This window comes from Kribbella sp. WER1 (assembly GCF_054189145.1).
In genome coordinates this window covers 1,294,782-1,317,279 of the sequence record NZ_CM135186.1, presented here as the reverse complement: position 1 = coordinate 1,317,279, position 22,498 = coordinate 1,294,782, and the positions used below count along the sequence as shown (strand labels likewise).

21 protein-coding genes are annotated in these 22,498 nt (G+C 69.9%); 10 read left to right on the top strand and 11 right to left on the bottom strand.

Annotation, left to right across the window (positions count from 1 at the left end):
• Nucleotides 1-41: 41 nt before the first annotated feature.
• Together ACXJJ3_RS06435 and ACXJJ3_RS06430 are read left to right on the top strand one after the other, a co-directional pair.
• Complete coding sequence (locus tag ACXJJ3_RS06435; RefSeq protein WP_458169021.1) at nucleotides 42-566, top strand: hypothetical protein; 525 nt, start codon at nucleotides 42-44, stop codon at nucleotides 564-566.
• 83 nt (nucleotides 567-649) lie between these two features.
• Entirely contained in the window at nucleotides 650-1,720 is a 1,071-nt protein-coding gene (locus tag ACXJJ3_RS06430) for a glycoside hydrolase family 172 protein (RefSeq protein ID WP_458169020.1), read from the top strand.
• On the opposite strand, the gene ACXJJ3_RS06425 is transcribed toward ACXJJ3_RS06430, so the two are convergent.
• From ACXJJ3_RS06425 to thiO, 5 genes are all read right to left on the bottom strand, one after another.
• On the bottom strand, nucleotides 1,717-2,916 hold the full coding sequence (locus ACXJJ3_RS06425) for a glucoamylase (RefSeq protein WP_458169019.1): 1,200 nt from the start codon (nucleotides 2,914-2,916) through the stop codon (nucleotides 1,717-1,719). The genes ACXJJ3_RS06430 and ACXJJ3_RS06425 overlap by 4 nt on opposite strands.
• 24 nt (nucleotides 2,917-2,940) lie before the next feature.
• Nucleotides 2,941-3,831, bottom strand: a complete 891-nt coding sequence (locus ACXJJ3_RS06420; protein WP_458169018.1) for a DMT family transporter — start codon at nucleotides 3,829-3,831, stop codon at nucleotides 2,941-2,943.
• Between the two features lie 513 nt (nucleotides 3,832-4,344).
• Entirely contained in the window at nucleotides 4,345-6,315 is a 1,971-nt protein-coding gene (gene pknB, locus ACXJJ3_RS06415) for a Stk1 family PASTA domain-containing Ser/Thr kinase (RefSeq protein WP_458169017.1), read from the bottom strand.
• A gap of 73 nt (nucleotides 6,316-6,388) precedes the next feature.
• Nucleotides 6,389-7,321, bottom strand: a complete 933-nt coding sequence (locus ACXJJ3_RS06410) for a lytic transglycosylase (protein WP_458169016.1) — start codon at nucleotides 7,319-7,321, stop codon at nucleotides 6,389-6,391.
• 169 nt (nucleotides 7,322-7,490) lie between these two features.
• Nucleotides 7,491-8,618: a glycine oxidase ThiO gene (gene thiO, locus ACXJJ3_RS06405; protein WP_458169015.1), complete on the bottom strand. Its 1,128-nt coding sequence runs from the start codon at nucleotides 8,616-8,618 to the stop codon at nucleotides 7,491-7,493.
• 43 nt (nucleotides 8,619-8,661) lie between these two features.
• Here thiO and thiE point away from each other — a divergent pair, with 43 nt between their 5' ends.
• Genes thiE through ACXJJ3_RS06385 form a run of 4 tightly spaced genes read left to right on the top strand, consistent with a single transcriptional unit; the run spans nucleotide 8,662 to nucleotide 10,619 of the window.
• A complete protein-coding gene (thiE, locus tag ACXJJ3_RS06400) occupies nucleotides 8,662-9,303 on the top strand; it encodes a thiamine phosphate synthase (protein ID WP_458169014.1) in 642 nt (213 codons plus the stop codon).
• A complete protein-coding gene (locus ACXJJ3_RS06395) occupies nucleotides 9,300-9,731 on the top strand; it encodes a ribonuclease domain-containing protein (RefSeq protein WP_458169013.1) in 432 nt (143 codons plus the stop codon). The genes thiE and ACXJJ3_RS06395 overlap by 4 nt, the downstream gene beginning before the upstream one ends.
• Nucleotides 9,728-10,144: a barstar family protein gene (locus ACXJJ3_RS06390; RefSeq protein ID WP_458169012.1), complete on the top strand. Its 417-nt coding sequence runs from the start codon at nucleotides 9,728-9,730 to the stop codon at nucleotides 10,142-10,144. Before ACXJJ3_RS06395 ends, ACXJJ3_RS06390 begins: the two co-directional genes overlap by 4 nt.
• Nucleotides 10,145-10,199: 55 nt before the next feature.
• The gene (locus ACXJJ3_RS06385; protein WP_458169011.1) at nucleotides 10,200-10,619 is read left to right on the top strand and encodes a helix-turn-helix domain-containing protein; all 420 of its coding nucleotides are present in this window, start codon (nucleotides 10,200-10,202) and stop codon (nucleotides 10,617-10,619) included.
• Between the two features lie 3 nt (nucleotides 10,620-10,622).
• Here ACXJJ3_RS06385 and ACXJJ3_RS06380 read toward each other — a convergent pair whose 3' ends face one another.
• A complete protein-coding gene (locus tag ACXJJ3_RS06380) occupies nucleotides 10,623-11,690 on the bottom strand; it encodes a polyprenyl synthetase family protein (RefSeq protein ID WP_458169010.1) in 1,068 nt (355 codons plus the stop codon).
• Nucleotides 11,691-11,748: 58 nt separating this feature from the next.
• Between ACXJJ3_RS06380 and metF the strand changes: the two genes are divergently transcribed.
• Nucleotides 11,749-12,666, top strand: coding sequence for a methylenetetrahydrofolate reductase [NAD(P)H] (metF, locus tag ACXJJ3_RS06375; RefSeq protein ID WP_458169009.1), 918 nt, complete (start codon nucleotides 11,749-11,751; stop codon nucleotides 12,664-12,666).
• Between the two features lie 4 nt (nucleotides 12,667-12,670).
• Nucleotides 12,671-13,210, top strand: a complete 540-nt coding sequence (locus tag ACXJJ3_RS06370; RefSeq protein ID WP_458169008.1) for a SixA phosphatase family protein — start codon at nucleotides 12,671-12,673, stop codon at nucleotides 13,208-13,210.
• Here the strand turns inward: ACXJJ3_RS06370 and ACXJJ3_RS06365 are convergent.
• The 4 genes from ACXJJ3_RS06365 to ACXJJ3_RS06350 form a co-directional block, all read right to left on the bottom strand.
• Complete coding sequence (locus tag ACXJJ3_RS06365; RefSeq protein ID WP_458169007.1) at nucleotides 13,207-14,613, bottom strand: alpha/beta hydrolase; 1,407 nt, start codon at nucleotides 14,611-14,613, stop codon at nucleotides 13,207-13,209. The genes ACXJJ3_RS06370 and ACXJJ3_RS06365 overlap by 4 nt on opposite strands.
• A gap of 37 nt (nucleotides 14,614-14,650) precedes the next feature.
• The gene (locus tag ACXJJ3_RS06360) at nucleotides 14,651-16,813 is read right to left on the bottom strand and encodes a HelD family protein (RefSeq protein WP_458169006.1); all 2,163 of its coding nucleotides are present in this window, start codon (nucleotides 16,811-16,813) and stop codon (nucleotides 14,651-14,653) included.
• A 133-nt stretch (nucleotides 16,814-16,946) separates the two neighbouring features.
• The gene (locus ACXJJ3_RS06355; RefSeq protein WP_458169005.1) at nucleotides 16,947-18,254 is read right to left on the bottom strand and encodes a phytoene desaturase family protein; all 1,308 of its coding nucleotides are present in this window, start codon (nucleotides 18,252-18,254) and stop codon (nucleotides 16,947-16,949) included.
• Nucleotides 18,247-18,843 carry a DUF4126 domain-containing protein gene (locus ACXJJ3_RS06350; protein ID WP_458169004.1) on the bottom strand — a complete coding sequence of 199 codons (597 nt, stop codon included), beginning with the start codon at nucleotides 18,841-18,843 and terminating at the stop codon, nucleotides 18,247-18,249. The genes ACXJJ3_RS06355 and ACXJJ3_RS06350 overlap by 8 nt, the downstream gene beginning before the upstream one ends.
• 162 nt (nucleotides 18,844-19,005) lie before the next feature.
• Between ACXJJ3_RS06350 and ACXJJ3_RS06345 the strand changes: the two genes are divergently transcribed.
• Together ACXJJ3_RS06345 and ACXJJ3_RS06340 are read left to right on the top strand one after the other, a co-directional pair.
• Nucleotides 19,006-20,928 carry an N-acetylmuramoyl-L-alanine amidase gene (locus tag ACXJJ3_RS06345; protein ID WP_458169003.1) on the top strand — a complete coding sequence of 641 codons (1,923 nt, stop codon included), beginning with the start codon at nucleotides 19,006-19,008 and terminating at the stop codon, nucleotides 20,926-20,928.
• Between the two features lie 10 nt (nucleotides 20,929-20,938).
• Nucleotides 20,939-21,664 (top strand): nucleotidyltransferase domain-containing protein, encoded by a 726-nt coding sequence (locus ACXJJ3_RS06340; protein WP_458169002.1) that lies wholly within the window; start codon nucleotides 20,939-20,941, stop codon nucleotides 21,662-21,664.
• On the opposite strand, the gene ACXJJ3_RS06335 is transcribed toward ACXJJ3_RS06340, so the two are convergent.
• Nucleotides 21,657-22,127, bottom strand: a complete 471-nt coding sequence (locus ACXJJ3_RS06335) for a YbaK/EbsC family protein (RefSeq protein ID WP_458169001.1) — start codon at nucleotides 22,125-22,127, stop codon at nucleotides 21,657-21,659. The genes ACXJJ3_RS06340 and ACXJJ3_RS06335 overlap by 8 nt on opposite strands.
• Between the last annotated feature and the right edge of the window lie 371 nt (nucleotides 22,128-22,498).

Sequence of the window (22,498 nt, the reverse complement as noted above, 5' to 3'; positions counted from 1 at the left end):
CTGCGCAGTCACCGTACGTCAGGGCGTCTATTGTCTGCGGCATGCAATCTCTGTCTCCGCGGGTCCGGGCGCTGGGTGCGGCCGGGCTTTGTCTGCTGATCGCCGTGGTGGCCGGGCTGGCGGTCGACAGTCGCCTCGACCGGCATTGGGTACTGCGCGGGCTGACCGCGGTTCTGGCGATCGGTTGTGCGGCGTTGCTGCTGAGCGATCAGACCCGGCGGCTGCGGCAGATCGTGACGGCGGTCGGGCTGGCGATGTTCGGGTTCATCATCCCGGTGTCGCAGACGGCGTGGTCGAAGCCGCCCGAGGTCGAGTTCGCGCTGCAGGTCGCGACCGACGCGAAGGCCGCGGCACAGAAGGCCAACCGGAGTACGGTCGGCGTCGCGGACGTGAAGGCGGCCGCCGAGGCGCGCGGCGGAGCGGTCGGCTCGTTCCCGACCGAGAAGGCCCCGGAGGTCCGCGGCGCGGACGCCTACCCGCTGATCGTCCGCGCCAAGCGCGACCAGGGTCGCCCGTGGGCCTGCCTGTCCTTCACCGGCCTGACCGCCAAGGTCACGTCCTGCTGATCGTGATCGTGAAGACCGCCGGCGCGGTCCACTTCATGGGCAATCGATTTCTGTGCGGACCCGGGGCAGCCTAAGGTCGCGCTATGACACTTGGGAACCTCACCGGCATCAGCGCGCTCGCCGACGTCGAGACGCGCTCCATCAGTGCGGAGAACCCGACCGGCGAGCCCGGTCAGGGTGGGCGGCGGACCGAGGGGACCGGGGCGCATGCGGCCCGGGACCTGGGGCAGGGCTGGAAGGTCTCGCCGTCGATCGAGATCGGGCCGGGGGAGACCGCGACGCTCGCGGACATCGCCGGGTCGGGGTGCATCACGCACATCTGGCTGACCACGCACGTCGACCACTGGCGGCGACTGGTACTGCGGGCCTTCTGGGACGGCGACGACGCGCCCGCGGTCGAGACGCCGGTCGGCGACTTCTTCTGCTCGGGCTGGGGCAAGTTCGCCCAGGTCAACTCGCTGCCGGTTGCGGTGAACCCGAACGGCGGGTTCAACTGCTACTGGGAGATGCCGTTCAACCAGCAGGCGAAGCTCACCATCGAGAACACCCACGACGAGCCCGTGGTCGTGTACTTCCAGGTCGACTACTGGCTCGGCGCCGTACCGGACAAGGCGGCGTACCTGCACGCGCAGTGGCGGCGGAGCAACCCGCTCGAGGCGAAGACCGTCCACACGCTGCTGGACGGCGTGGAAGGCCCGGGGCACTACGTCGGCACGTACGTCGCGTGGGGCGTCAACAGCAGCGGCTGGTGGGGTGAGGGCGAGGTCAAGTTCTTCGTCGACGGCGACGACGAGTTCCCGACGATCTGCGGGACGGGGACCGAGGACTACTTCGGCGGCGCCTGGAACTTCGACGTACCGCACCTGGGTGGCTACACCGAGTTCAGTACGCCGTACCTCGGGATGCCGCAGGTAATCCGCCCGGACGGGCAGTACCAGAGCCAGCAGCGCTTCGGCATGTACCGGTTCCACCTGCCCGACCCGATCCGTTTCAAGGAGCGGCTGCGCGTCGACGTCCAGGCGCTCGGCTGGCGCTCCGGCGGCCGGTACCTCCCGCTGCAGGACGACATCGCGTCGACCGCGTTCTTCTACTCCGGCAAAACCAGCACCAACCGCCCGGCCACCCCGAGCCACGACGCCATGGAGATCTGCTAGGACGGGATCGGTAACCTCCCGTGGAGGGCGGCAACGGTGAGGATGACCAGGGCCGAGGTCCAGGCCAGTGGGGCCTCGCCGGCCGGTCGGTTGTCGCGGTTGATCTTCTCCGGTAGGGCGCCGGTCTTGGTGCGGTGGTGGTCGAGCCAGGTGAGCAGCGCGTTCGCGGTGTCCTGGTTGCCGCGGGCGGCCGCGCTCAGGGCGAACAGGGCGGTCTGGGGCGTCCACGACACCCCGTCCGCCCGCCAGTCCTCGCCCGGCGTGACACCGCCGTTCGGTTGGGTCAGTACGTCGTACGCGGTGTCGATCGCCGTACTGACCACCGGACGGGCCGGTGCGAACGGCGGGCCGAGGACCGTGACGATCGCGTCCCGGCCGCCTTCCAGCGACGCCGGCTGGACGCCGGGTTCGACGAAGCTGGTGGCCTCCGCCGGGATCCGCGGATAGTCCGGGCCGAACACCCGATCCGTTGCCGCGGACAACTTTTCCGCGGCCGTCCACCAGCGCGCTGCCTCGGCCGGGTGGTGCTGCGCGGTGGCGATCCGGACCGCGGCGCGCAGTCCGGTCAGCAGCGGCGCGACGGTGCCGAGCGTGACGTCCCGCTCGGGGCGCTCCCAGTAGTCGGGCGAGGGGTCCGGCAGGCCGTCCGGCCCGAGCTCGGACACGATCTGGTCGGCCGACTCGCGCACCATGTCCCAGTACTTGTCGCCCGCGCGGCAGAACCACGTCGCCCACACGACCCACCCGGACCCGTCGAGCTGCGGCGTCCGCCCGTCGCTCACGTGCGCGCCGTTCTCCTGGTACCGCGCCTCCCACCGCCCGCTCGTGGGCCGGACACGATTCAGCCACGCCAGTACGTCGAGCGCCTTGCCGTACTGCCCGATCGCGCACCGGGCGACCGCGACGAACGACGCGTCCCGCGGCCACACGTACCGCCACGGGCCGTTCTCGCCGGCGAGGGTCGCGCCGTTCGGGAGCGTGAGCGCGTCGAGGTCGGCGAGCGCGTGCTGGACCAGGTCGTCGTACGGGTCACTGCCCAGCGTCGAGCGGACCGAGGCGTGCGGGATACCCTCGGAGACCAGCTGCGGCTGCGGGTGCTCGACCAGGTTGCTGATCGTCCCGCCGGCGAGGACCGCGAGCAGCAGGGCGATGACGGCGTACGGGAACCACCGGTCGCGCGGCCGGTTCTCCCGCATCACACCTCCCGCTGCCCGAACGAACTACTGCGCCAGATGTTGCACTTCCGCCTCGAACTTACGTCGTGGCGCCAGCTCGACCAGGTACATCGCCGACACCACCAGCGCGCCGCCGACCAGCATCCGCCACGTCAGGCTGTCCGAACCGAACAGCACCGCGAACGCCGACGCGAACACCGGCTCCATTGTCATCGCGATCGCCGCGCGGGTGGGAGTCAGGTGCGCCTGGGCCCAGGTCTGCACGATCAGCGCGAGCGCACCGGCGACCAGCGCCATGTAGACCACGCTGATCCAGTCGCGGCCGGTCGACGGCACCGAGAACCCACCAGGGATCGCGCCGACCGCGCACGTGCAGGTGATCACGATCATCTGCAACGCCGACAGCCCGAACGCGTTCTTGGACGTGGACCACGCGCCGAGGCCGATGATGTGCAGCGCGTACAGACCGGCCGAGGCCAGCGTGAGCAGCTCGCCGGTCCCGAGGCTGAACCCGCGCAGCGACAGTACGCCGAGGCCGACCGTGGCGAGGATCACGGCGACCCACGCCCAGCGGCCGATCTTGTGCCGCAGGATGACCGCGCCGAGCAGCGGCGTGAACACGACGTACATGCCGGTGACGAAGCCGGACACGCTCGCCGAGGTGTGCCGCAGGCCCTCGGTCTGGACCAGTTGGGCGATGCCGTACGTGATGCCGAGGGCGACGGCCCGGCCGCGGTCGAGACGGCTGAGCCGGGCGATCGCGGGCGGGTGGACGAGGATCAGCGCGACCGACGCGATCAGGAACCGCAACGCCAGGTAGTCGGCGACGTCCATCCTGGTGAGCAGGTCCTTGGTCAGGAAGAACGTCGATCCCCAGGCGGCTGCAACAGCCAGCAGAGCCAGTACAGCAACACGAGGGTGGTTCACGCCTGACATCTCATCAGAACGCTTGCCTGCAAGGCAAAACGGGCTTCGAGGGAGGTGAAGAGAAAGAGAGGAGGTGGGGGCCTGCAAGGCAAACGGGACGGTGAGAAGAAAAAGAAGAGAGGAGGGGTGGAAAGAAAAAGAGGGCTATTCAGAAAGATCCGGCTGAGCTTTCGGGAAAGAGATTGATGAACAAGAGCAGAGAAAAAGACGAGATTGAGAGTGGTGGCTGGGTCTGGTGGTCAGCCGGAGGTATGCCGCTCTTTGCCGAGTCGTGGCGAACGGCTCGGCGCCTGTTCGTCGAGTCGTGGATTGTGGCTGGTTTCTGGCGCCTTTTCTCACGACTCGCCGCAGGGGGTCTGGGCCGTTTGCCACGACTCGGCGAAGGACTGGTGGCCGTCCGAGACCCGGAGCCCATGACGCCGAACCCAAGCACCACTCTCAATCTCTCTTCTTTCTCTCCCCTCTTCCTTAAGTCCTACTAGCGGCTTCTGAGTAACCCTCAAAGAAGAGGGGAGGGGTGGATCAAAGAACGGTGATCACGATTGTGGTGCCGGGTTTGACTTTTTGGCCGGCGCCGGGGGTCTGGGCGGCGACGATGTTGAGGCCGAGGTTGAACGGCGCTTTCTGGACCGTGACCTTGAAGCCGGCCCCGGTGAGGATCTGCTGCGCGTCCGCGGTGGTCTTCTTCTTCACGTTCGGTACCTCGACCAGCGGCGGGCCGAGCGAGACGACCAGCGCGACCTTGTCCTTCGCGAACAGGGTGCCGTTGTTCGGGTTCTGGCTGATCACGTCGCCCTCGGGCACCTTGTCGTCGTACTGCGTGGTCTTCGTGACGACGAACCCGAGCTTCTTCAGCGCCTTGTTCGCGTCCCGGTACGACTTGCCGGTCAGGTCCGGGACGGCGATCGGCCGTTTGCCCTTGCTGACCGCGAAGTTCACCGCGGTCCCGGGCTTCACGACCGTGTTGAACTTCGGGCTGATCGCGATCACCCGCCCCTGCGGGACGGTCTCGCTGTACTGCTCGTTGATCTGCCCGGTGATCAGCTTGATCGGCGACAGCGCCTGCTGCGCGGCGTCCAGCTGCAGCCCGACGAGCTGCGGCACCCGGTACCGCTCGGGCCCCTTCGAGACGGTCAGCCCGATGTCACCGTTCTTCCGGATCCGGTCGCCCGGCGCCGGGTCGGTGCGCATCACGGCGCCCTTGGCGACGTCCTCCGAGTAGTCCTGGTTGTCCAGGCTCGTCTTCAGCCCGGTCTTCCCGGCTTCGGCCTCGGCCGCCGCGACCGACATCCCGACCAGCGACGGCGTGGTCGTGTAGCGGTGGATGCCGTAGTACCAGGCGGCGGTGCCGATGCCGATCGCGAGCGCGAGGATCACGATCAACGCGATCGGACCGCGCGACCTCCGCCGCGGCTGCGCCTTGCCGGCCGGTGCCGCCGGCGGCGTCTTCGCGGGCGCACCCGTCGGCCGTCCGTGGTCCACCGGTACGACGATCGTGTCGTGCCGGATCGGCTGGCTACCGGGGATCGGCTCGCCGCGCGTGTACCCGTCGTCGTACCCGCTGTCCTGCCGGATCTGCTGGATTGGCACGGTCAGGTCGCCGGTCAGCTCCGGGTCGTCCGGCAGCCCCTCGTCGAGCGCGCTGCGGACCCGGTGCACCTGGCGGCTGAACACCCGCGCGTCGGTCGGCCGCAGGTCCCGGTCCCGGGCGGTCGCCCGCTGCACGAGCGCGTCGACGTACGGCGGAATCCCGGGCTGCTCGAGCGACGGCGGCGGTACGTCGTTGTGCACATGCGCGTAGGCGACCTGGATCGGGGTGTCGCCGGAGTGCGGCTTGTTGCCGGTGAGCATCTCGTACAGCAGGATGCCCGCCGAGTACACGTCCGACCGGGCGTCGGCGCTGCCGTCGGTGACCAGCTCGGGCGCGAGGTACGACACCGTGCCCATCAGCAGGCCCTGGGTGGCGGTGTTGCCGCTGGCGCTGACCGCGCGGGCCAGGCCGAAGTCGGCGACCTTCACCGCGCCCTTGTCGGAGATCAGCACGTTCTCGGGCTTGATGTCGCGGTGCACGATGCCCGCGTCGTGGGCGGCCGAGAGCGCGGACAGGATCGGGGTCAGCAGGTCCAGCGCGCGGGCGGGGGACAGCGGCGCCTCGTCGCGGATCACGTCCCGCAGCGTGCGGCCGGGGACGTACTCCATCGCCAGGAACAGCGTGCCGTCGTCGTCGCCCTGGTCGAAGACCGCGACCACGTTCGGGTTCGACAGCCGGGCGGCGGCCCGGGCCTCGGCCACGAACCGGCGGGTGAACTGGGCGTCGTCGCCGAGCCCGTCGTGCATCACCTTGACCGCGACGGTCCGGTCCAGCCGCATGTCCAGGGCCTGGTAGACGGTGGCCATCCCGCCCTTGGCGACGCGCGCGCCCACGCGGTACCGACCGTCGAGCACGCGCCCGACGAGGCGGTCGCTGACCTGCGTGTCCACGTCGTCCGTCACTTGCGGTGAGCCGCCTCTCCCCAAACCGTTCTGCAGAGAGTGTAGATAACGTCTCAGCGTTACCGAGCCAGGCTCACCGCAGGGGGTTCCACCCGCGTTCCAGCTGCGCCTTGATCCGCAGGACGTTGGTCACGTACGCCTTCGTGTCGGGGTACATGCCGTTCTTCTTCACCCCGCCGAGGCCCTGGTAGTAGCCGGCCACCGCGATGTTCAGCTGCGCCGCCCCGGTCAGCCGGCTGAGCAGGACGACGCCCGCCGTGACGTTGTCGTGCGCGTTCAGCAGGTCGAGCTCGCGGCCGACGATCCGGGACGCGAACCGGCCGCTGGACGGGATCACCTGCATGGTGCCGATCGCGTTCGCGGGGGAGACCACGCGCTGCTTCCAGCCGGACTCCTGCCACGCGACGGCGAGCGCGAGCTGCGGGTCGACGCCGTACCGCTTCGACGTGCTCACGATCAGTGACCGCATCTGCGAGCGGGTGGGCTGCTTGCGCTTCTTCAGGATCGCCCGGTTGCGGTTCGCCTGGGCGACGATGTGGTCCGCGTAGGTGCGGCCGGCGAACGTGTTGTCGGTGCGCGCCTTCGGCCGGATCTTCACCGGGACCTGGAGCGACTTGCCGGCGAAGATCGGGTCGCTCGGCTTCAGCTTGTTCGCGGCCAGCAGGTTCGCCTGCGAGCAGTTGTAGCGCTTCGCGATCCCGGAGATCGTGTCGCCGGCCTTCACGACGTACGTCACCCGGCCGAGCTGGGAGCGCTTGGCCGGAGTGCTTGCGGTCTGCGCCGGTACCTTGAGCACCTCGCCGGCGTAGATCGCGTTGCCGTTGCCGCCGAGCTTGTTCAGCGCGACCAGGTTGCTGACCGTGGTGCCGTAGCGGCCGGCGATGTGGCTGAGGGTGTCACCCTGCTGCACCTTGTAGGCGCCGAGCCCCGGTGAACCGGCGGTGATCACGGCCGCGGTCAGCACCGGTACCGCGATCCCGGTCAGAATCCGAACAACGTTGCGCATCGCAACCAACTCCCCGTTGTGAACGTCATCTGACCCTATGTGCTGATGCTGATGTGACAACAGGTGCTGATGGGGTCAGTGTTACGCCTGTAACGTAAAGGTTACAATTCAACGCTGAACTACATTGTTGTCGTTCACAATGATTGCGGTTGCTGTCGGCAACCGTGGGTCAGTGCGCGAACCGGCTGACCAGGAAGGGTTTCGCGAGCTCCGGGAGGATTCCGGTGCGGACGGTGTCGGCGACGACCTGTGCGGTGACCGGCGTCAGCAGGACGCCGTTCCGGTAGTGACCAGTTGCCCAGAGCAACCGATCCAGTCCGGACGGGCCGAGCACCGGCGCGTTGTCCGGGGTCGCCGGGCGGAGGCCCGCGATCGTCTCGACCAGCTCGAGCTCGTCGATGACGGGCAGTACCGTCCGCGCGTCGCGGAGCAGGGTGAACACGCCGCCGGCCAGCACCCGGGTGTCGTAGCCGAGCTCGGTACTCGTCGCGCCGACGACAAGCTCGCCGCCGGGCCGCGGTACGAGGTACACGGAGAAGCCTCGGGCCGTCGCGCGCACGGTGTGCTGCAACGCCGGGCGGTACGCCTCGGGGACGCGCAGCCGCAGTACCTCGCCCTTCACCGGACGGACGGGCGGCCGCAGCTCCTCCGGTACGCCGTCCAGCTGCGACGACCACGGCCCCGCCGCCACGACGATCTGTCCTGCGTCGACGGTGTCCCCGTTGCCGAGCTGTACGCCGGTGGCCGTCGTACCGGAGGTGATGATCCGCGTCACGCGCTGACGGACGAGCTGGACGCCGGAACGGTCGAGCGCCTTCAGCAGCGTCGCAAGGGCCTGCCTGTTGTCGACGGAGTGATCGCCCGGGACCCAGACGCCGCCGGAGACGCCTGTGGCGAGCATGGGTTCGCGGCGACGCGCGTCCCGGCCGGACAGGTCCTCGACCTCGAGGCCGAGCCGTCGCTGGTACTCCGCGACCCGGCGGAGCACTGCCATGTCGTCCACGTCGTACGCGACCGACAGGGTGCCGGTCTGGTACAGCCCGGCCGGTTGCCCGGTCAGCTCCTCCAGCTCGGCGGCGAACGTGGGCCAGGCGTCGACCGAGGCCAGGTTGAGCGCGAGCAGCTCGTCCTCGCCGAACTCCACCTCGGTGACCGGCGCCAGCATCCCGGCCGCGACGTTCGAGGTCTGCGCGCCCGGCGTCGGGTCACACACGGTGACGTCCAAACCATCCACAGCCAGCCGCCACGCCGTGGCCAACCCGATCAGTCCGCCGCCTATCACCACTACGTCTGGCATGCCGTAAACCCTACGTCTGGCTGGTCATGGCAGGCTTTGGGGTGTGACTGACCACACCGACCGTCTCGCGGATGCCCGGCTGTACCTGTGCACGGATGCGCGGGAGAAGCAGGGCGATCTCGCTCAGTTCCTGGACGCCGCGCTGGCCGGTGGCGTGGACATCGTGCAGCTCCGGCAGAAGGAGATGGAGGCCGCCGACGAGCTGGCCGCGCTGGAGGTGTTCGCGGACGCCTGCAAGCGGCACGGCAAGCTGCTCGCGGTCAACGACCGTGCGGACATCGCGTTCGCGGCCGGCGCCGACGTACTGCATCTCGGGCAGCGGGACCTGCCGGTGCACGCGGCGCGGGCGATCGTCGGGCCGGGGCCGATCGTCGGGCGTTCGACGCATTCGTTCAGCCAGGTGAACGCCGCTGTCGACGAGGTCGGCTCGGACTACTTCTGCGTCGGCCCGACCTGGGCGACGCCGACCAAGCCGGGACGCCAGGCGGCCGGGCTGGAGCTGGTGTCGTACGCCGCGGGCCGCAAGCAGTCGAAGCCGTGGTTCGCGATCGGCGGCATCGACCTGGAGCGGCTCGACGAGGTCGTCGAGGCCGGCTCGACCCGGGTGGTCGTCGTCCGCGCGATCACCGAGGCGGACGACCCGGGCGCGGCGGCGGCCGAGTTCAGCAGGAGGCTTCGCGGGTGATCAACAACCAGAAGACCGCGCGGATCGTCGCGGTCGTGGTGATCGCGATGCTGGTGATCACGCTGGCCGCCTCGCTGTTCGGCTGCTCCGCGAAGACCACGACCGGCAAGTCGGGCGGCACCGACCCGACCAGCGGGCTGAAGTACGTCGCCGTCGCGGACCTGCCGAAGGAAGCCCAGGACACGCTGAAGCTGGTCGACCAGGGCGGCCCGTTCCCGTACAGCCGCGACGGTGTCGTGTTCGGCAACCTGGAGAAGATCCTGCCCAAGCACGACCGCGGCTACTACCACGAGTACACGGTGAAGACGCCCGGGTCGAAGGACCGCGGCGCCCGCCGGATCGTGTCCGGGAACGCCGGTGAGCGGTACTACACCGACGACCACTACAAGTCGTTCCGCCGGATCGCGGAGAACGGGGGTACGTCATGACGTCGCTGAAAGCGCTACGGCCGGGGGTGTACCGGTGGCCGGATGCTCCCGGCGCCGACGACGTCCGGCGGAAGGCTGCCGCCGCCGGGTTCGGGTTCGTGCTGCTCGACACCGGGGAGATCCACGACAAGGCCGGATTCCTGGACCTGTGCGCGACCGCGTTCGACCTGCCGCGCTGGTTCGGGCGGAACTGGGACGCGCTCGCCGACTCGCTCAGCGACCGGTCCACCGGCGCGCCCGAGGTGGTGCTCTGGACCGGTGTCCGGAACCTGCTCGAGCACGACCACGACACCGTCGACGTCGCGCTGCAGATCTTCACCGAGGACACCACGAACTCCGGTCAGCTCCGGGTCCTGATCGCCGAGGCGAGTACGCCGGACCTGCTGAGCGAGTTGCCGAAAATTACCCTATGAAGCTGTATTCGGCCCTGTATAGGGAATTCTAAGGAAAGTGTCTTAGTCTGCAGGTATGGCCCAGGAGCTGTACTCGGTGGAGCAGGTGGCGAACCGCCTGGGCCTGCACGTCCGGACGATCCGCAACTACGTCCGCGACGGCCGGCTGAAGGCCGTCCGGATCGGGAAGCAGTACCGGATCTCCCGCGAGGACCTGGAGGCGTTCACCGGTACGCCGACCGCGATCGCCGACCTGGACCGGTCCGCCCGGCACGTCGAGGCGTCGAGCATCGTGCGCATCGACGCCGTGGACCGCGCCACCGCCGACCGGATCGGCACCCACATCGACGGCGCGCTCAACCAGCCGGAGTCCGACGGCCTGAAGACGGAGACGATCTACGACGAGGACCGCGGCGTACTCAAGGTCATCGTCCTCGGACCGCTACCGGCCACCGCCGACCTGCTCCGCCTGATCAATCTCCTCGCCGGGCAGTAGCCTTCACAGATTGCGGGCGGTCGCCGCGATTGCCAGATCTGTCAGCGCTTTGCGGGCGGTGTCGTCGGCCAGCGCGGCGCGGTCGAGGGCGTCGAGGGCGTCCTCGGTGCGATCGGTGATCAGCTCCTCGCAGGCCTGGACGGCGCGCGAGTCCTGGAGGATCTCGCGGAGCAGCTGGATCTCGTCGTCGTCCAGGTCCGGCCGCCCGAACAGCCGGTCGAACTCGGTCAGCTGGATCTCCGACGCGTGGTCGACGGCGTACGCGATCAGCACCGTCCGCTTGCCCTCGCGCAGGTCGTCGCCGGCCGGTTTCCCGGTCAGCGCCGGGTCGCCGAACACGCCGAGCAGGTCGTCGCGGAGCTGGAACGCCTCGCCGAGCGGACGCCCGTACCCGGACAGCGACGCGATCAGCCGCTCGTCGCCACCGGCCAGCGCGGCGCCGATGTGCAGCGGCCGCTCGATCGTGTACGACGCGGACTTGTACCGCAGCACCCGCAGCGCGAGGTCCATGTCGGACTCGCCGCTCGCCTGCGCGACCAGGTCGAGGTACTGCCCGGCGGTGACCTCGACGCGGACGGCGTCGAAGTACTGCTCGGCCCGGGCCAGCGCGGCCGCGTCGAAGCCGGACGTGTGCAGCAGTTCGTCGGCCCAGATCAGGCACAGGTCGCCGAGCAGGATCGCCGCGCCCACTCCGAAGCCGACCGGGTCACCGCCGCGGCCGGTCTTCTCGGCGCGCTCGCGCTGCAGCGCCTCGAACCGCCGGTGCGCGGCCGGTGCGCCGCGCCGTACGTCGGAGGAGTCCATCACGTCGTCGTGCACGAGCGCGCTGACGTGCAGCATCTCCAGGCTGGCCGCGGCGGGCAGGATCGGGAGCGCCGGATCGCCGCCCGCCGCCCGATACCCCCAGTAGCAGAACGCCGGCCGCAACCGCTTCCCGCCACTGGTCGCGTCCCGCGCCGCCTGCACCTGCTCGGTCAGCTCCGGCCCGATCGCCGCGAGCCGCTCCTCCTGCCGGTCGAGGAACCCGCTCAACGCCTGCTGGATCCCGGCCGGAACGTCCACGTCATCCACGTCTCGGAGCGTAGTCGGTGGGCAGACGGCAGGGTTCACCGCGGGTAACCTGAGGCGCATGGCGAACGGTCTTCCCTCGACGCTTCCCGGCGGTGCGCCGACGATCCGTGAGCTGCTCGCGTCCGGGGAGCGGTCCTTCTCGTTCGAGTTCTTCCCGCCGAAGACGCCCGAGGCGGAGGAGGTGCTGTGGCGTTCGATCCGCGAGATCGAGCAGCTCCGGCCGACGTTCGTCTCGATCACGTACGGCGCCGGCGGCAGCACCCGGGACGGCACCATCCGGGTCACCGAACGGGTCGCCCAGGACACCTCGCTGACCCCGCTCGGGCACCTGACCTGCGTCGCGCACTCCCGCGACGAGCTCCGCTCGGTGATCGGCGCGTACGCCGGATCCGGCGTCCGGAACATGCTCGCCCTGCGCGGCGACCCGCCCGGCGGTCCGAACCAGCCGTGGGTCGCGCATCCCGACGGGCTGAACCACGCGATCGAGCTGGTCGAGCTGATTCGTTCGCTCGGCGACTTCTGCGTCGGCGTGGCTGCCTTCCCCGACAAGCACCCGGAGGCCGTGTCGCTGGAGGCGGACGCGCAGGTGCTGGCCGCGAAGGCGCAGGCCGGCGCGGACTACGCGATCACCCAGATGTTCTTCGGCGCCGACGGCTACTTCCGGCTGGTCGACCGGGCGGCGGCGCTCGGCTGCGACATCCCGGTGCTGCCGGGCATCATGCCGGTGACCAACATCAAGCAGATCCAGCGGATGGCCGAGCTCACCGGCATGGCGCTGCCCGCGTCGGTGACCGACCGGCTGCACGCCGTCGAGGACGACTCGGCGGCAGTCCGGCAGGTGGGTATCGAGATCGCCACCGAGCTCTGCGAACGCCTCCTGGCCGGGGGCGCCCCCGGCATTCATTTCATTACCTTGAACAGATCGACGGCAACACGACAGGTCTTCCGCAACCTCCGCCCAGCCGTCGTATCCTGACGCAATGGCTGACCCGTCGGACCTGTTGATCGACCGAACTCTCGTCCTGCTCCGGCACGCGAAGGCGGTGCCGCCGGAGACCAGGCCGGACCTGCCGGACCTCGAACGTCCGCTCGCCGACCGCGGCCGCGCGGACGCGAGCGCGGCCGGCCGGCACCTCGTTGCCCAGGGCATCGAGCCGGACCTGGTGCTGTGCTCGCCGTCGAAGCGCACCCGGGAGACCTGGAAGCTGGTCGCCGAGGCGGGCGTCACGGCCAAGGACGTCTGGTACGACAAGCGGGTCTACAACGCCGACACCGAGTCGCTGCTGGACGTCGTCCACGAGGCCCCGGCGGAGGCCCGCACGGTGGTCGTGGTCGGGCACGCGCCGGGCATCCCGTGGCTGGCCGACGAGCTCGCGCTGGACGGCACCAGCCCGGAGCGGGTCGAGCTCACCCAGAAGTACCCGACCACCGGCCTCGCGATCCTGCACCTCACGACCCACTGGGCCGACCTCGGCGCGAACGAGGCCGACCTGGTCGAGTACGTCGTACCGCGCGCCTAATTTGGAGCCGGGCAGTCGCCGTCGTTCGGTAGCTGCCCGGTCAGCAGGTACTTCTCCGCTTTGCTGTCCACGCAGGGATTGTTCGAGAACAAGTACGACGCGTGGTTGCCGCCGTTGTCCGTCAACAGCTTCGAGCGGCTGAGTACTGCGTGCATCCGCCGCGCGCCGAGCAACGGCGTGGCCGGGTCGTAGCGACTCTGCAGCAGCAGGACCGGTACGTCGGACCTGATCGGCGTCTGCTTCACCGGAGCGACCGGCCAGAACGCGCACGGCGCGCTGTACCACGTGTTCATCCAGGCGAACTGCGGTGCGCGTCGATCCGCGACCGCGGTGTCCCAGTGCCACGCGTGCCAGTTCCGCGGCCAGCCGGGATCCGTGCAGTTGTACGCGAGCAGCCCCGGATCCACCGACTGCAACGCGAACTGGTCCGTGATCGACAGCAACCCGGACGGATCACCGTGCCGGTACTGCACCAGTGCATCGGCGAGCGACGACCACAGATCGTCCGTGTAGAGCGCGGACGCGAGCATGTCGTCCAGCTCGGCCGCACCTGCCCGTCCGCCGGCCGGCTTCTTCGCCAGATCGGCCCGCGCCTTCTGCCACACCGCCGCGACCGCCTTGGCCGTCGTACCCAGGTGATACGTCTTGTTCTGCCCCGCGATCCATCCGAACATCTGGCCGGCCCGCGTCTGGAAGGCCGGATCCTGCTCGTACGTCGTCTTGTACGTCGACACCAGCGGGTCGACCACGCTGTTCAGGATCATCCGCCCGGTGTGCTGCGGAAACAGCGTCGCGTACGTCGCGCCGAGCTTGGTGCCGTACGAATAGCCCAGGTAGTCGAGCTTGTCGCGGCCGAGTGCGATCCGGATCCGGTCCATGTCGCGGGCCGCGTTCTCGGTGGTGATGTACGGCAGCAGGTCCTTGCCGTACCGGCCGCACTGCTGGGCGATCTGCTTGGCCTGCTGGACGCGCTGCTGTTCCTGCTGCGCGTTCGCGGGCCTGTAGGGGAGTGCGGGGTGCTTCACGAGCTTGCTGGTGTTGCCGCAGCTGACCGGCGTACTGTCTCCGACGCCGCGCGGGTCGAAGCTGAACACGGCGTACTGCTCGGCGACCTTCTCCGGCAGCGCCGCGTTCACCATCTGCTCCAGGCCGATCCCCGGCGCGCCGGGGCCGCCTGGGTTGACCAGCAACGCGTGCGGCGCGGACAGGCTGCCGACTCCGGAGATGGTCAGCGTGATCTGCTTCCCGTCCGGCTTCGCGTAGTCCAGCGGGACCTTGATGGTCGCGCAGGACACCTGCCGGAACGCGCCGGAGTCAGGTGGGCACTCACCCCACTTGAGCTTCGGCGCGGCGACAGCGGGCACGGTGAGTTGCGTGGCCATTGCTACGACAGCAACGGCCACGCCGAGAACCTTGGTCAAAGCGCTACTTCCTGGGGTGTCAGGAGTCGCGGGCGGGCAACCAATGGGTAGTGCTGTTGATGGTAATCATCCGTTGGGTCGCGCGGGTCAGCACGACGTACAGCGCGCGGACGCCGCCGAGCGTGTCGCTGACGATCCGGTCCGGCTCGACCACCACGACACCGTCGTACTCCAGGCCCTTCGAGTCCAAGGGGCTGACGGCAACGACCCGTGGATCGCCGACCTCGGCCAGCACCGGGTCGACGGCCGGCCGGAGGGCCGGCGGCACGATCACTCCGACGGTGCCCTCGACCAGCTGCAGCAGCTCCGCGGCCGCGTCGCCGGCCGCCTCCGCGACCTTGCCCGCGTCGAAGACCCGATGCTCCGGCTCCACGCCGGTGCTGCGGACCGCGTTCGGCAGGTCGGCGTCCGGGATCGACTGCCGGATCACCTCACCGGCGAACGCGTAGATCTCCGCGGAGTTCCGGTAGTTGGTGGACAGCCGGAACGAGTGCCGTTGCAGGTGCGACAGCATCGAGTCCATCGCCGCCTGCGCCTCGGCCGGGTCCCGCCAGGAGCTCTGCGCGAGGTCGCCGACGATCGTCCAGCTGGCCTGCGGGCCGCGCCGGGTGACCATCCGCCACTGCATGGGGGAGAGGTCCTGCGCCTCGTCGACCAGGACGTGCGCGTACTCCTCCGGCTCCTCCGCCTCGCGCGCGGCCGCGGCCCGGGCCCGCCGCTCGGAGCTGGTCAGTACTTCGTTGACGCCGTCGGTCAGCCCTTCCAGCCAGTCGAACTCCTCGTCGGTGTTCTCCGCGATCGGCGGCCGGCCCAGGAGCGTGCCGAGCTCGTCCAGCAGCGCCACGTCCGCGACCGTGAACTCGTCGGTCGTCCGGATCGCCGTGGCGAGTGCGTCGACTTCCCGTGGCGTCAGCTCGTTGCGGGCCCAGCGCTGCAGGCGGCGCGGGTCGCCGAGCCAGCGCAGCACCGCCTCGGCGGTCAGCACCGGCCACCACTGGCTGAAGAACGTCCGGAACGCCGGTGTGTCGGTGACGCGGTCACCGAACGCCTCGCGGTCGCCCAGTGGCCCGTTCCGCAGGTCCTCCGGGAACCGCTGCCACAGCGCCGCGATCAGCCCCTTGCGCGCCTCCGCGGCCGCACGGTTCCGGACGGTACGCCGGAGCGCGTTGCGGCGGACGTTGTCGAGCTGGTTCGCGTCGAGCTCGACCGTCGCGCCGCCGAGGAACACCCGCAGCGTCGTCGGCGCGTTCGGCACCCGGTCGCGGGCCGCGCGGGACAGCACGCCGCGCATCCGCAGCGACCCCTTCACGGCCGCCACTTCGGCGCTGTCGACGGCAGTCGCCTTCACACCGTCGACCAGCTCGCCGACGGCCCGCAGCGACACCGTGTTCTCACCGAGGCTCGGCAGCACCCGCTCGATGTAGGCCATGAACGCGGCCGACGGCCCGACCACCAGGACGCCGCCGCGCTCGAAGCGCCGGCGGTCGCTGTACAGCAGGTACGCCGCGCGGTGCAGCGCGACCACGGTCTTGCCGGTCCCGGGACCGCCGCCGATCACCGTGACGCCCCGGGCAGGGGCCCGGATCGCCTCGTCCTGCTCGGCCTGGATGGTGGCGACGATGTCCCGCATCGTGTGCCCGCGGGCCCGGGACAACGATGCCATCAGCGCGCCCTCGCCCATCACCGGCAGGTCCTCCGGCGCGCGCTCCGGCGCCAGCAGGTCGTCCTCGAGGCCCGCGATCCGGGCGCCCTTGTTCCGCAGCACGCGGCGCCGGACGACCTTCTGCCGGTCGGTCGGCGTGGCCCGGTAGAACGGCTCGGCCGCGGGCGCCCGCCAGTCGATCACCAGCGGCTCGTACTCCGCGTCCCGGACGCCGATCCGCCCGACGTACAGCTTCTCGAGGTCGGCCGCGGTCGCCGCGGCCGGCTGGTCGTCGCCGTGGTCGGAGTCCAGCCGGCCGAAGACCAGGCCCTCGTGCTCCGCGTCCAGCTCGGCGATCCGCCGGGCAGCCGCGAACACCAGCACGTCCCGCTCGTAGAGGCCGGTCTGCTCCTCGTCGCGGACACGGCCGACGTTCTGCGCCTGGCCGCGCTGATGCCCTTCGACCGCGATCCGGGACGCGGACCGGGCGGCCTCCTCGACCCGGCCGTAGACCCGGTCGACATGTTGCTGTTCAGCCACCAGCTCAGCCCGCTCGACAGTCTCGTGATCGGCTGATGTGGGGGTGTGATCCACCGAGGTCCTCTCCCGCCGGGACTCAGAACACAGGAACAACCAATCTTAGTTGGCTCCTCTGTCCAACCCGACAGCGGTCTCAGGCCTTCCCGATGGCGTCCGCGACAATCGCCGCTCCCAGTGTGGTGGCGGGCACACCGGAGCCCGGGTGGGCGCCTGCGCCGACGCAGTACAGGCCCTTCACCGGGGACACGTTCGACGCGCGGCGGCGGGCCGTCCTGTATCCCTCCCAGGCGACCCCGGCCCACCAGGACGGAGAGGTCTGCCGGGAGACAACGCTCTCGCGGACGTGCAGGCCACGGGCGACCAAGAGGTCCAGTACGTCGTCGGTCGGGTAGCCGTGGACCAGCACGGACCACGCCTGGTGACCGGCCGGCGCCGTACCACCTGTGCGGACGACGACGGTCGGCGTACCGTGCAGCACGGTCTCGAACGGGAGCTCCGGCACCGGGTCCTTCAGCCCCAGATGGACGACGTACGCCGCCTGGGCCTGGTGGGTCGAGAGGATCCGCTTCCGCACCTTCTTGGCGGCCGGGTCGTCCAGCATCGACTCGTACAGCACCCGCGGGTCGACGTCGCTGACGACGACGTCCGCGCGGATCTCCTCACCGTCCGACAGCCGTACGCCGGTGACCGCGCCGTTGCTGGTGCTGACCGCGACGACCTCGGTGCTGGTCCGTACGACGATCTTCCGCTCGCTCGCGCGCTGTGCCAACGCGTCGGCCAGCGCGCCGAAACCGCCGGCAATGGTCCAGCGGCCGAACGTCCGCTCCAGGTACGACCAGACACCGACGTACCCGGGCGTCAGGCTCGCGTCCGAACCGCCCTGGGCCGCGAAGTGCCGCAGTACCGCCCGGGCGCGGTCGTCGGTCAGCTCGCGCCGGGCGACCTTCTCCAGCGACTGCCAGGGCTTGAGGGCGCGGACGGTCTTGATCGGCAGCTTGTTCTCGAGCGGCGGCTCCAACGAGGACTTGCGCAGCAGTTGCCAGGTGTCGCCGTACGCATCGACCAGCTTGGTCCATTGCGCGGCCGTGGGCGCTCCGGCCAGGTCGGTCCACGCCTCTTCCTGCGCGCCGCGGTCACTGACCGGCAGGTCGAGTACGGAGCCGTCCGCGAACAGGTGGCGGCGCGGCTCGGTCACCGGGTCCAGTTGGACGAGGCTCTCGATCGGGCGGCCGCTCTTACGGAACAGGTCGCGCAGGGCGGCTGGGAGCGTCGTACTGGCCGCTCCTGCGTCCCAGGTGAAGCCGTCTGCCTCCACGCGCCCGAGAACACCGCCTAGGTGCTCGTTGCGTTCGCAGACCGTCACCTGGTGGCCGAGCTTCGCCAGCCGCACGGCACTCGCCAGACCGGCCAGACCGGCCCCGACCACAATTACGTCAGCCACTACTGTTCCTACGTTTCTCTCGCCACGCCTTGAACCTGAGATACCCCCGCCGGATCAGCCTGAACGCGAAGTACACCGCGATCAGCCCGAGGATCAGCAGCACGCCGGCGATGATCAGCGCGGCCTCCGGATGGAACGCGGCCAGCGAGACCACACCGGCGACCGCGACATCCTCTCCCGACGAGGCGGCGATGTTGGTGACCGGCTCGGGGGAGGTGTTGATCGCCAGCCGCAGACTCGACTTCACCGCGTGCGAGAGCAGCGCCACCAGACCGCCGGTGGTCGCAATCAGCGCCTGGTGCAGGGTGCTCGCCTGGCCGGACATCAACGCGGCCAGGATCGCGCCGATGGTCGGCCGGATGACCGTCGAGATCGCGTCCCACGCGGAGTCGACGTACGGGATCTTGTCGGCCACGAACTCGAATGCGAACAGCACGCCCGCGGCGATCAGCACCGGCGTCGTGGTGAGTGCGTGCGGCACCTCGTCCGCACCGGCGAACCGGCCCAGCAGACCGAGCATCAGCACGCAGACATAGGCGTTCACGCCACTGGCCCAGCCTGTCGTCACCGCCAGCGGCAGCGCTTCCATCGCGGTACTCCGTAACCTGCGTCGGGCGGCATGATTTCGTCAGTATCGAACCCTGTGGGGTGAGTTTTGGTTAACCGTTGACATCCGCGTCGCCTCGACTCACAGTGACTAGGCTGCCAGTCTGTGTGACCGGCACCCCGCCCACGGGTTCAGGAGATCATCATGCTGCGTCGTCCGAAGATTCTTGCCGCACTCGCTGCGGTAGCTGTGCCGACCGCGCTGGTCGGCGTGTCGTTGGGAAGTCCACCGGCCGAGGCGTCCCAGCCCGGCACCCCCGGTGTCACCGGCCAGTCCGCGTACGGCGCGGCCGCCGCGAAGTACGGCGTACCGGAGTCGGTGCTGCTGGCCGTCTCGTACGCCGAGTCGCGGTGGGACGACCATGCCGGCGCGCCGAGTACCACCGGTGGCTACGGCCCGATGCACCTCACCGGCCTGGGCGCCTCCGAGGTCGCCGACCTGTCCGGCAAGCAGAAGGTGGCCACCGCCGAGTCGCTGCAGACGCTGAAGAAGGCGTCCGAGCTGACCGGCGTCGACCAGTCCACGCTGCGCACGAACACGACCGCGAACATCGACGGCGGTGCCGCGGTGCTGGCGTCGTACCAGAAGTCGCTCGGGCTGCCGACCGGCGCGAACACCTCCGCCGCCGACTGGTACGGCGCGGTCGCGTCGTACGCCGAGGCGGGGGACAAGGTCGGCGCGGCCGGGTTCGCCGACGACGTGTACTCGATCCTGGCCAAGGGCGCCGCCCGGACCACGAACACCGGCCAGCAGATCGTGATGCCGGCGCTCGCGGTGAAGCCGGACAAGGCCCAGCTGGGCAAGCTCTCGCTGCCGGCCGGCGTCCAGCCGTCCACGTCGAACGTGGAGTGCCCGCCGAGCCTCGGCTGTGAGTGGCTGCCGGCGCCGTACTCCGAGTTCGGGACGGCCGGCGACTACGGCAACCACGACCTCGCCAACCGGCCGAAGACCGGCAAGATCGACTACATCGTCATCCACGACACCGAGGGCACCTGGCAGGGCGTGCTGAACCTGGTGCAGGACCCGACGTACGTCAGCTGGAACTACACGATGCGCTCGTCCGACGGCCACACCTGGCAGCACGTGAAGGCCAAGGACGTCGCCTGGCACGCCGGCAACTGGTACGTGAACATGCACAGCATCGGCATCGAGCACGAGGGCTTCGCGCCGCAGGGCGCGACCTGGTTCACCGAGTCGCTGTACCGCAACTCCGCCAAGCTGGTGCGCTACCTGGCCGTCAAGAACAACATCCCGCTCGACCGGGCGCACATCATCGGCCACGACCAGGTGCCGGGCACGGTCCCGTCCACGGTGTCCGGCATGCACTGGGACCCGGGACCGTACTGGGACTGGGAGCACTACTTCGACCTGCTCGGCGCGCCGATCTGGGGCAAGTCCGTGCTGCCGGTCAAGGCCGGGTCGGTCGTCACGATCAAGCCGGGCTTCGCGGGCAACGTCCAGGTCGTCGACAACTGCGACGCCCCGGGTACGCCGTGCAAGCCGCAGGGCACCAACTTCGTGTACCTGCGCCAGGCGCCGGCCGACAACGCCCCGCTGGTCAAGGACATCGGCCTGCACAAGGACGGCTCCGACGGCACCACTGACGTGTCGGACATGGGTTCGCGGGCGGCAGCCGGATCGCAGTACGTCGTGGCCGAGCGCCAGGGCGACTGGGTGGCCGTCTGGTACCTCGGGGCGAAGGGCTGGTTCAAGAGCCCGGTGTCCGCGCCGGACGCGTTCGCCAAGCCCGGCCTGGTCGTGAAGCCGAAGGCGGGCAAGACGTCGGTGCCGGTGTACGGGCGCGCGTACCCGGAGCAGTCGGCGTACCCGGCCGGAATCCCTTACCAGACGGTGACTCCGCTGCAGTACACGATCGGTGCGGGACAGGCCTACCCGGTCGCCGACCTGAGCATCGAGACCGACTACTACCGGGCCGTGTCGTTCGACGGCCAGGCGCCGGCGGACCACGTCCAGGTGCTCGGCAAGGACAAGTACTACGAGATCTGGTTCGGCCACCGGATGGCGTACGTCCGGGCCGCCGACGTGGACGTCCGACCGGCCGTCTAGTCTGACGCACGTGATCGACGAAGCCGTCCAGCCGCTGCTGGACGGCTTCGTCACGTCGGTACGGGCGGTCGCCGACGTCAAGGCCGTGTGGCTGCACGGATCGCTGGCGCTGGGGGACTACCAGGTCGGCCGCAGCGACCTCGACGCGATCGTCGTCGTGTCCGAGCCGCCGCCGCCCTTCGTCGCCGAGATACACCAGGAGCTGATCCGGTCGTACCCGCTGGCCGACAAGCTGCACTGCTCCTACATGACCGACCTCGCGGACCTGAACGTGCGGCATCCGACGTTCGCCCACCAGCGGTACTTCGACCGGCCGGTGACGCCGGTGACCCGCCGGGAACTTGCCATCGGCAACCGAACGCTCTTCGGGCCGCCGCCCGCGGAGCTGCTGCCGCCGGTGACCGACGACGAGCTGTTCGAGTTCGTCCGCCGGGACCTGCGCGAGTTCTGGCTGCCGGCCACCCGCAAACGGAGCAACTGGTACGCCGACATCTGGGTCGACCTGAGCCTGCTGACGATCGCCCGGGCGCACGTCACGCTGGCCACCGGTGACCTGATCACCAAGCGGGCCGCGCTCGACATCCTGCCCCGGCTCGGGGCGCCCGCGGACGTCGTCGAGGACATCCGCCGGCGCCGCTACGGGTCGGAGCTGCGGGTCGGGCCGTTCTGGCGGCACACCCGCGCCAGGCTGACCCGGCGCTTCGTGAAGAGCGCCGTACCCGCGGTCCTCAGTTGACGGCGATCTCCGTGCCGTCGGTGAGCTTCAGCAGCTCGTCGTAGCTGGTCGGGAAGACGGAGTGCGGGATGCCCGCCGCGGCCCAGATCACCGGGTACTGCGCGAGCGCGGTGTCGACGTACGTCGGGACCGGGCCCGGATGCCCGACCGGGGCGACGCCGCCGATCGACTGGCCGGTGTGCTGCTTGACGAACTCCGGGGTGGCCCGCTTCAGCTTGCCGATCCCGAGGCCGGCCGCCACCTTCGCGGTGTCCACGCGGTGCGCGCCCGAGGTGAGGATCAGCACCGGGGCGCCGTCGCCGTCGAAGATCAGGCTGTTCGCGATCGCGCCGACCGCACAGCCGAGCTCGGCCGCCGCGGCCGCCGCGGTCGGCACCGCCTGGTCGAGGATCACGATCTCTGCGGTGGCCCCGGCCGCCTGCAGCGCGTCGGCCACCTTCTGCACATTGGGATGACTGCTCACCCTGGTGAGCATAGGACCCCTGTCACGCCACTTTCCGGAAACTGTCGGTGGCACCCACCAAGATGAACGCATGGACACCGAGAGCGCACCCACCGGCCCCATCCGGGCGCTCACGGCTGCCCACCGCCCGCTCCCCGACGCGCCGTCGACGGTTCCCGTTGACGACTGTCGGCAGGCGACGATACGCTTCCAGTGTTCGAACAGATGTTCGATTTCCTCGGACCCGGCTTCGTCGGGAGGCCGGCCCGGGGCGAACCGGACAGCTGGACGACTCCGGTGCGGAGTTGCGGCCGCATCGGAATCCGGTGGCCCCGGCGGGCCGGGCACCGGGGTGGTCCTCGACCCCCACCCCGAGCTCACCCGCCGGGCCG

Bases quoted from the DNA above. Each gene is read 5' to 3' on its own strand.
- ACXJJ3_RS06435 (WP_458169021.1), top strand. From the start codon at position 42: ATGCAATCTCTGTCTCCGCGGGTCCGGGCGCTGGGTGCGGCCGGGCTT.
- ACXJJ3_RS06430 (WP_458169020.1), top strand. From the start codon at position 650: ATGACACTTGGGAACCTCACCGGCATCAGCGCGCTCGCCGACGTCGAG.
- ACXJJ3_RS06425 (WP_458169019.1), bottom strand. From the start codon at position 2,916: ATGCGGGAGAACCGGCCGCGCGACCGGTGGTTCCCGTACGCCGTCATC.
- ACXJJ3_RS06420 (WP_458169018.1), bottom strand. From the start codon at position 3,831: ATGTCAGGCGTGAACCACCCTCGTGTTGCTGTACTGGCTCTGCTGGCT.
- ACXJJ3_RS06410 (WP_458169016.1), bottom strand. From the start codon at position 7,321: ATGCGCAACGTTGTTCGGATTCTGACCGGGATCGCGGTACCGGTGCTG.
- thiO (WP_458169015.1), bottom strand. From the start codon at position 8,618: ATGCCAGACGTAGTGGTGATAGGCGGCGGACTGATCGGGTTGGCCACG.
- ACXJJ3_RS06390 (WP_458169012.1), top strand. From the start codon at position 9,728: ATGACGTCGCTGAAAGCGCTACGGCCGGGGGTGTACCGGTGGCCGGAT.
- ACXJJ3_RS06385 (WP_458169011.1), top strand. From the start codon at position 10,200: ATGGCCCAGGAGCTGTACTCGGTGGAGCAGGTGGCGAACCGCCTGGGC.
- metF (WP_458169009.1), top strand. From the start codon at position 11,749: ATGGCGAACGGTCTTCCCTCGACGCTTCCCGGCGGTGCGCCGACGATC.
- ACXJJ3_RS06370 (WP_458169008.1), top strand. From the start codon at position 12,671: ATGGCTGACCCGTCGGACCTGTTGATCGACCGAACTCTCGTCCTGCTC.
- ACXJJ3_RS06350 (WP_458169004.1), bottom strand. From the start codon at position 18,843: ATGGAAGCGCTGCCGCTGGCGGTGACGACAGGCTGGGCCAGTGGCGTG.
- ACXJJ3_RS06345 (WP_458169003.1), top strand. From the start codon at position 19,006: ATGCTGCGTCGTCCGAAGATTCTTGCCGCACTCGCTGCGGTAGCTGTG.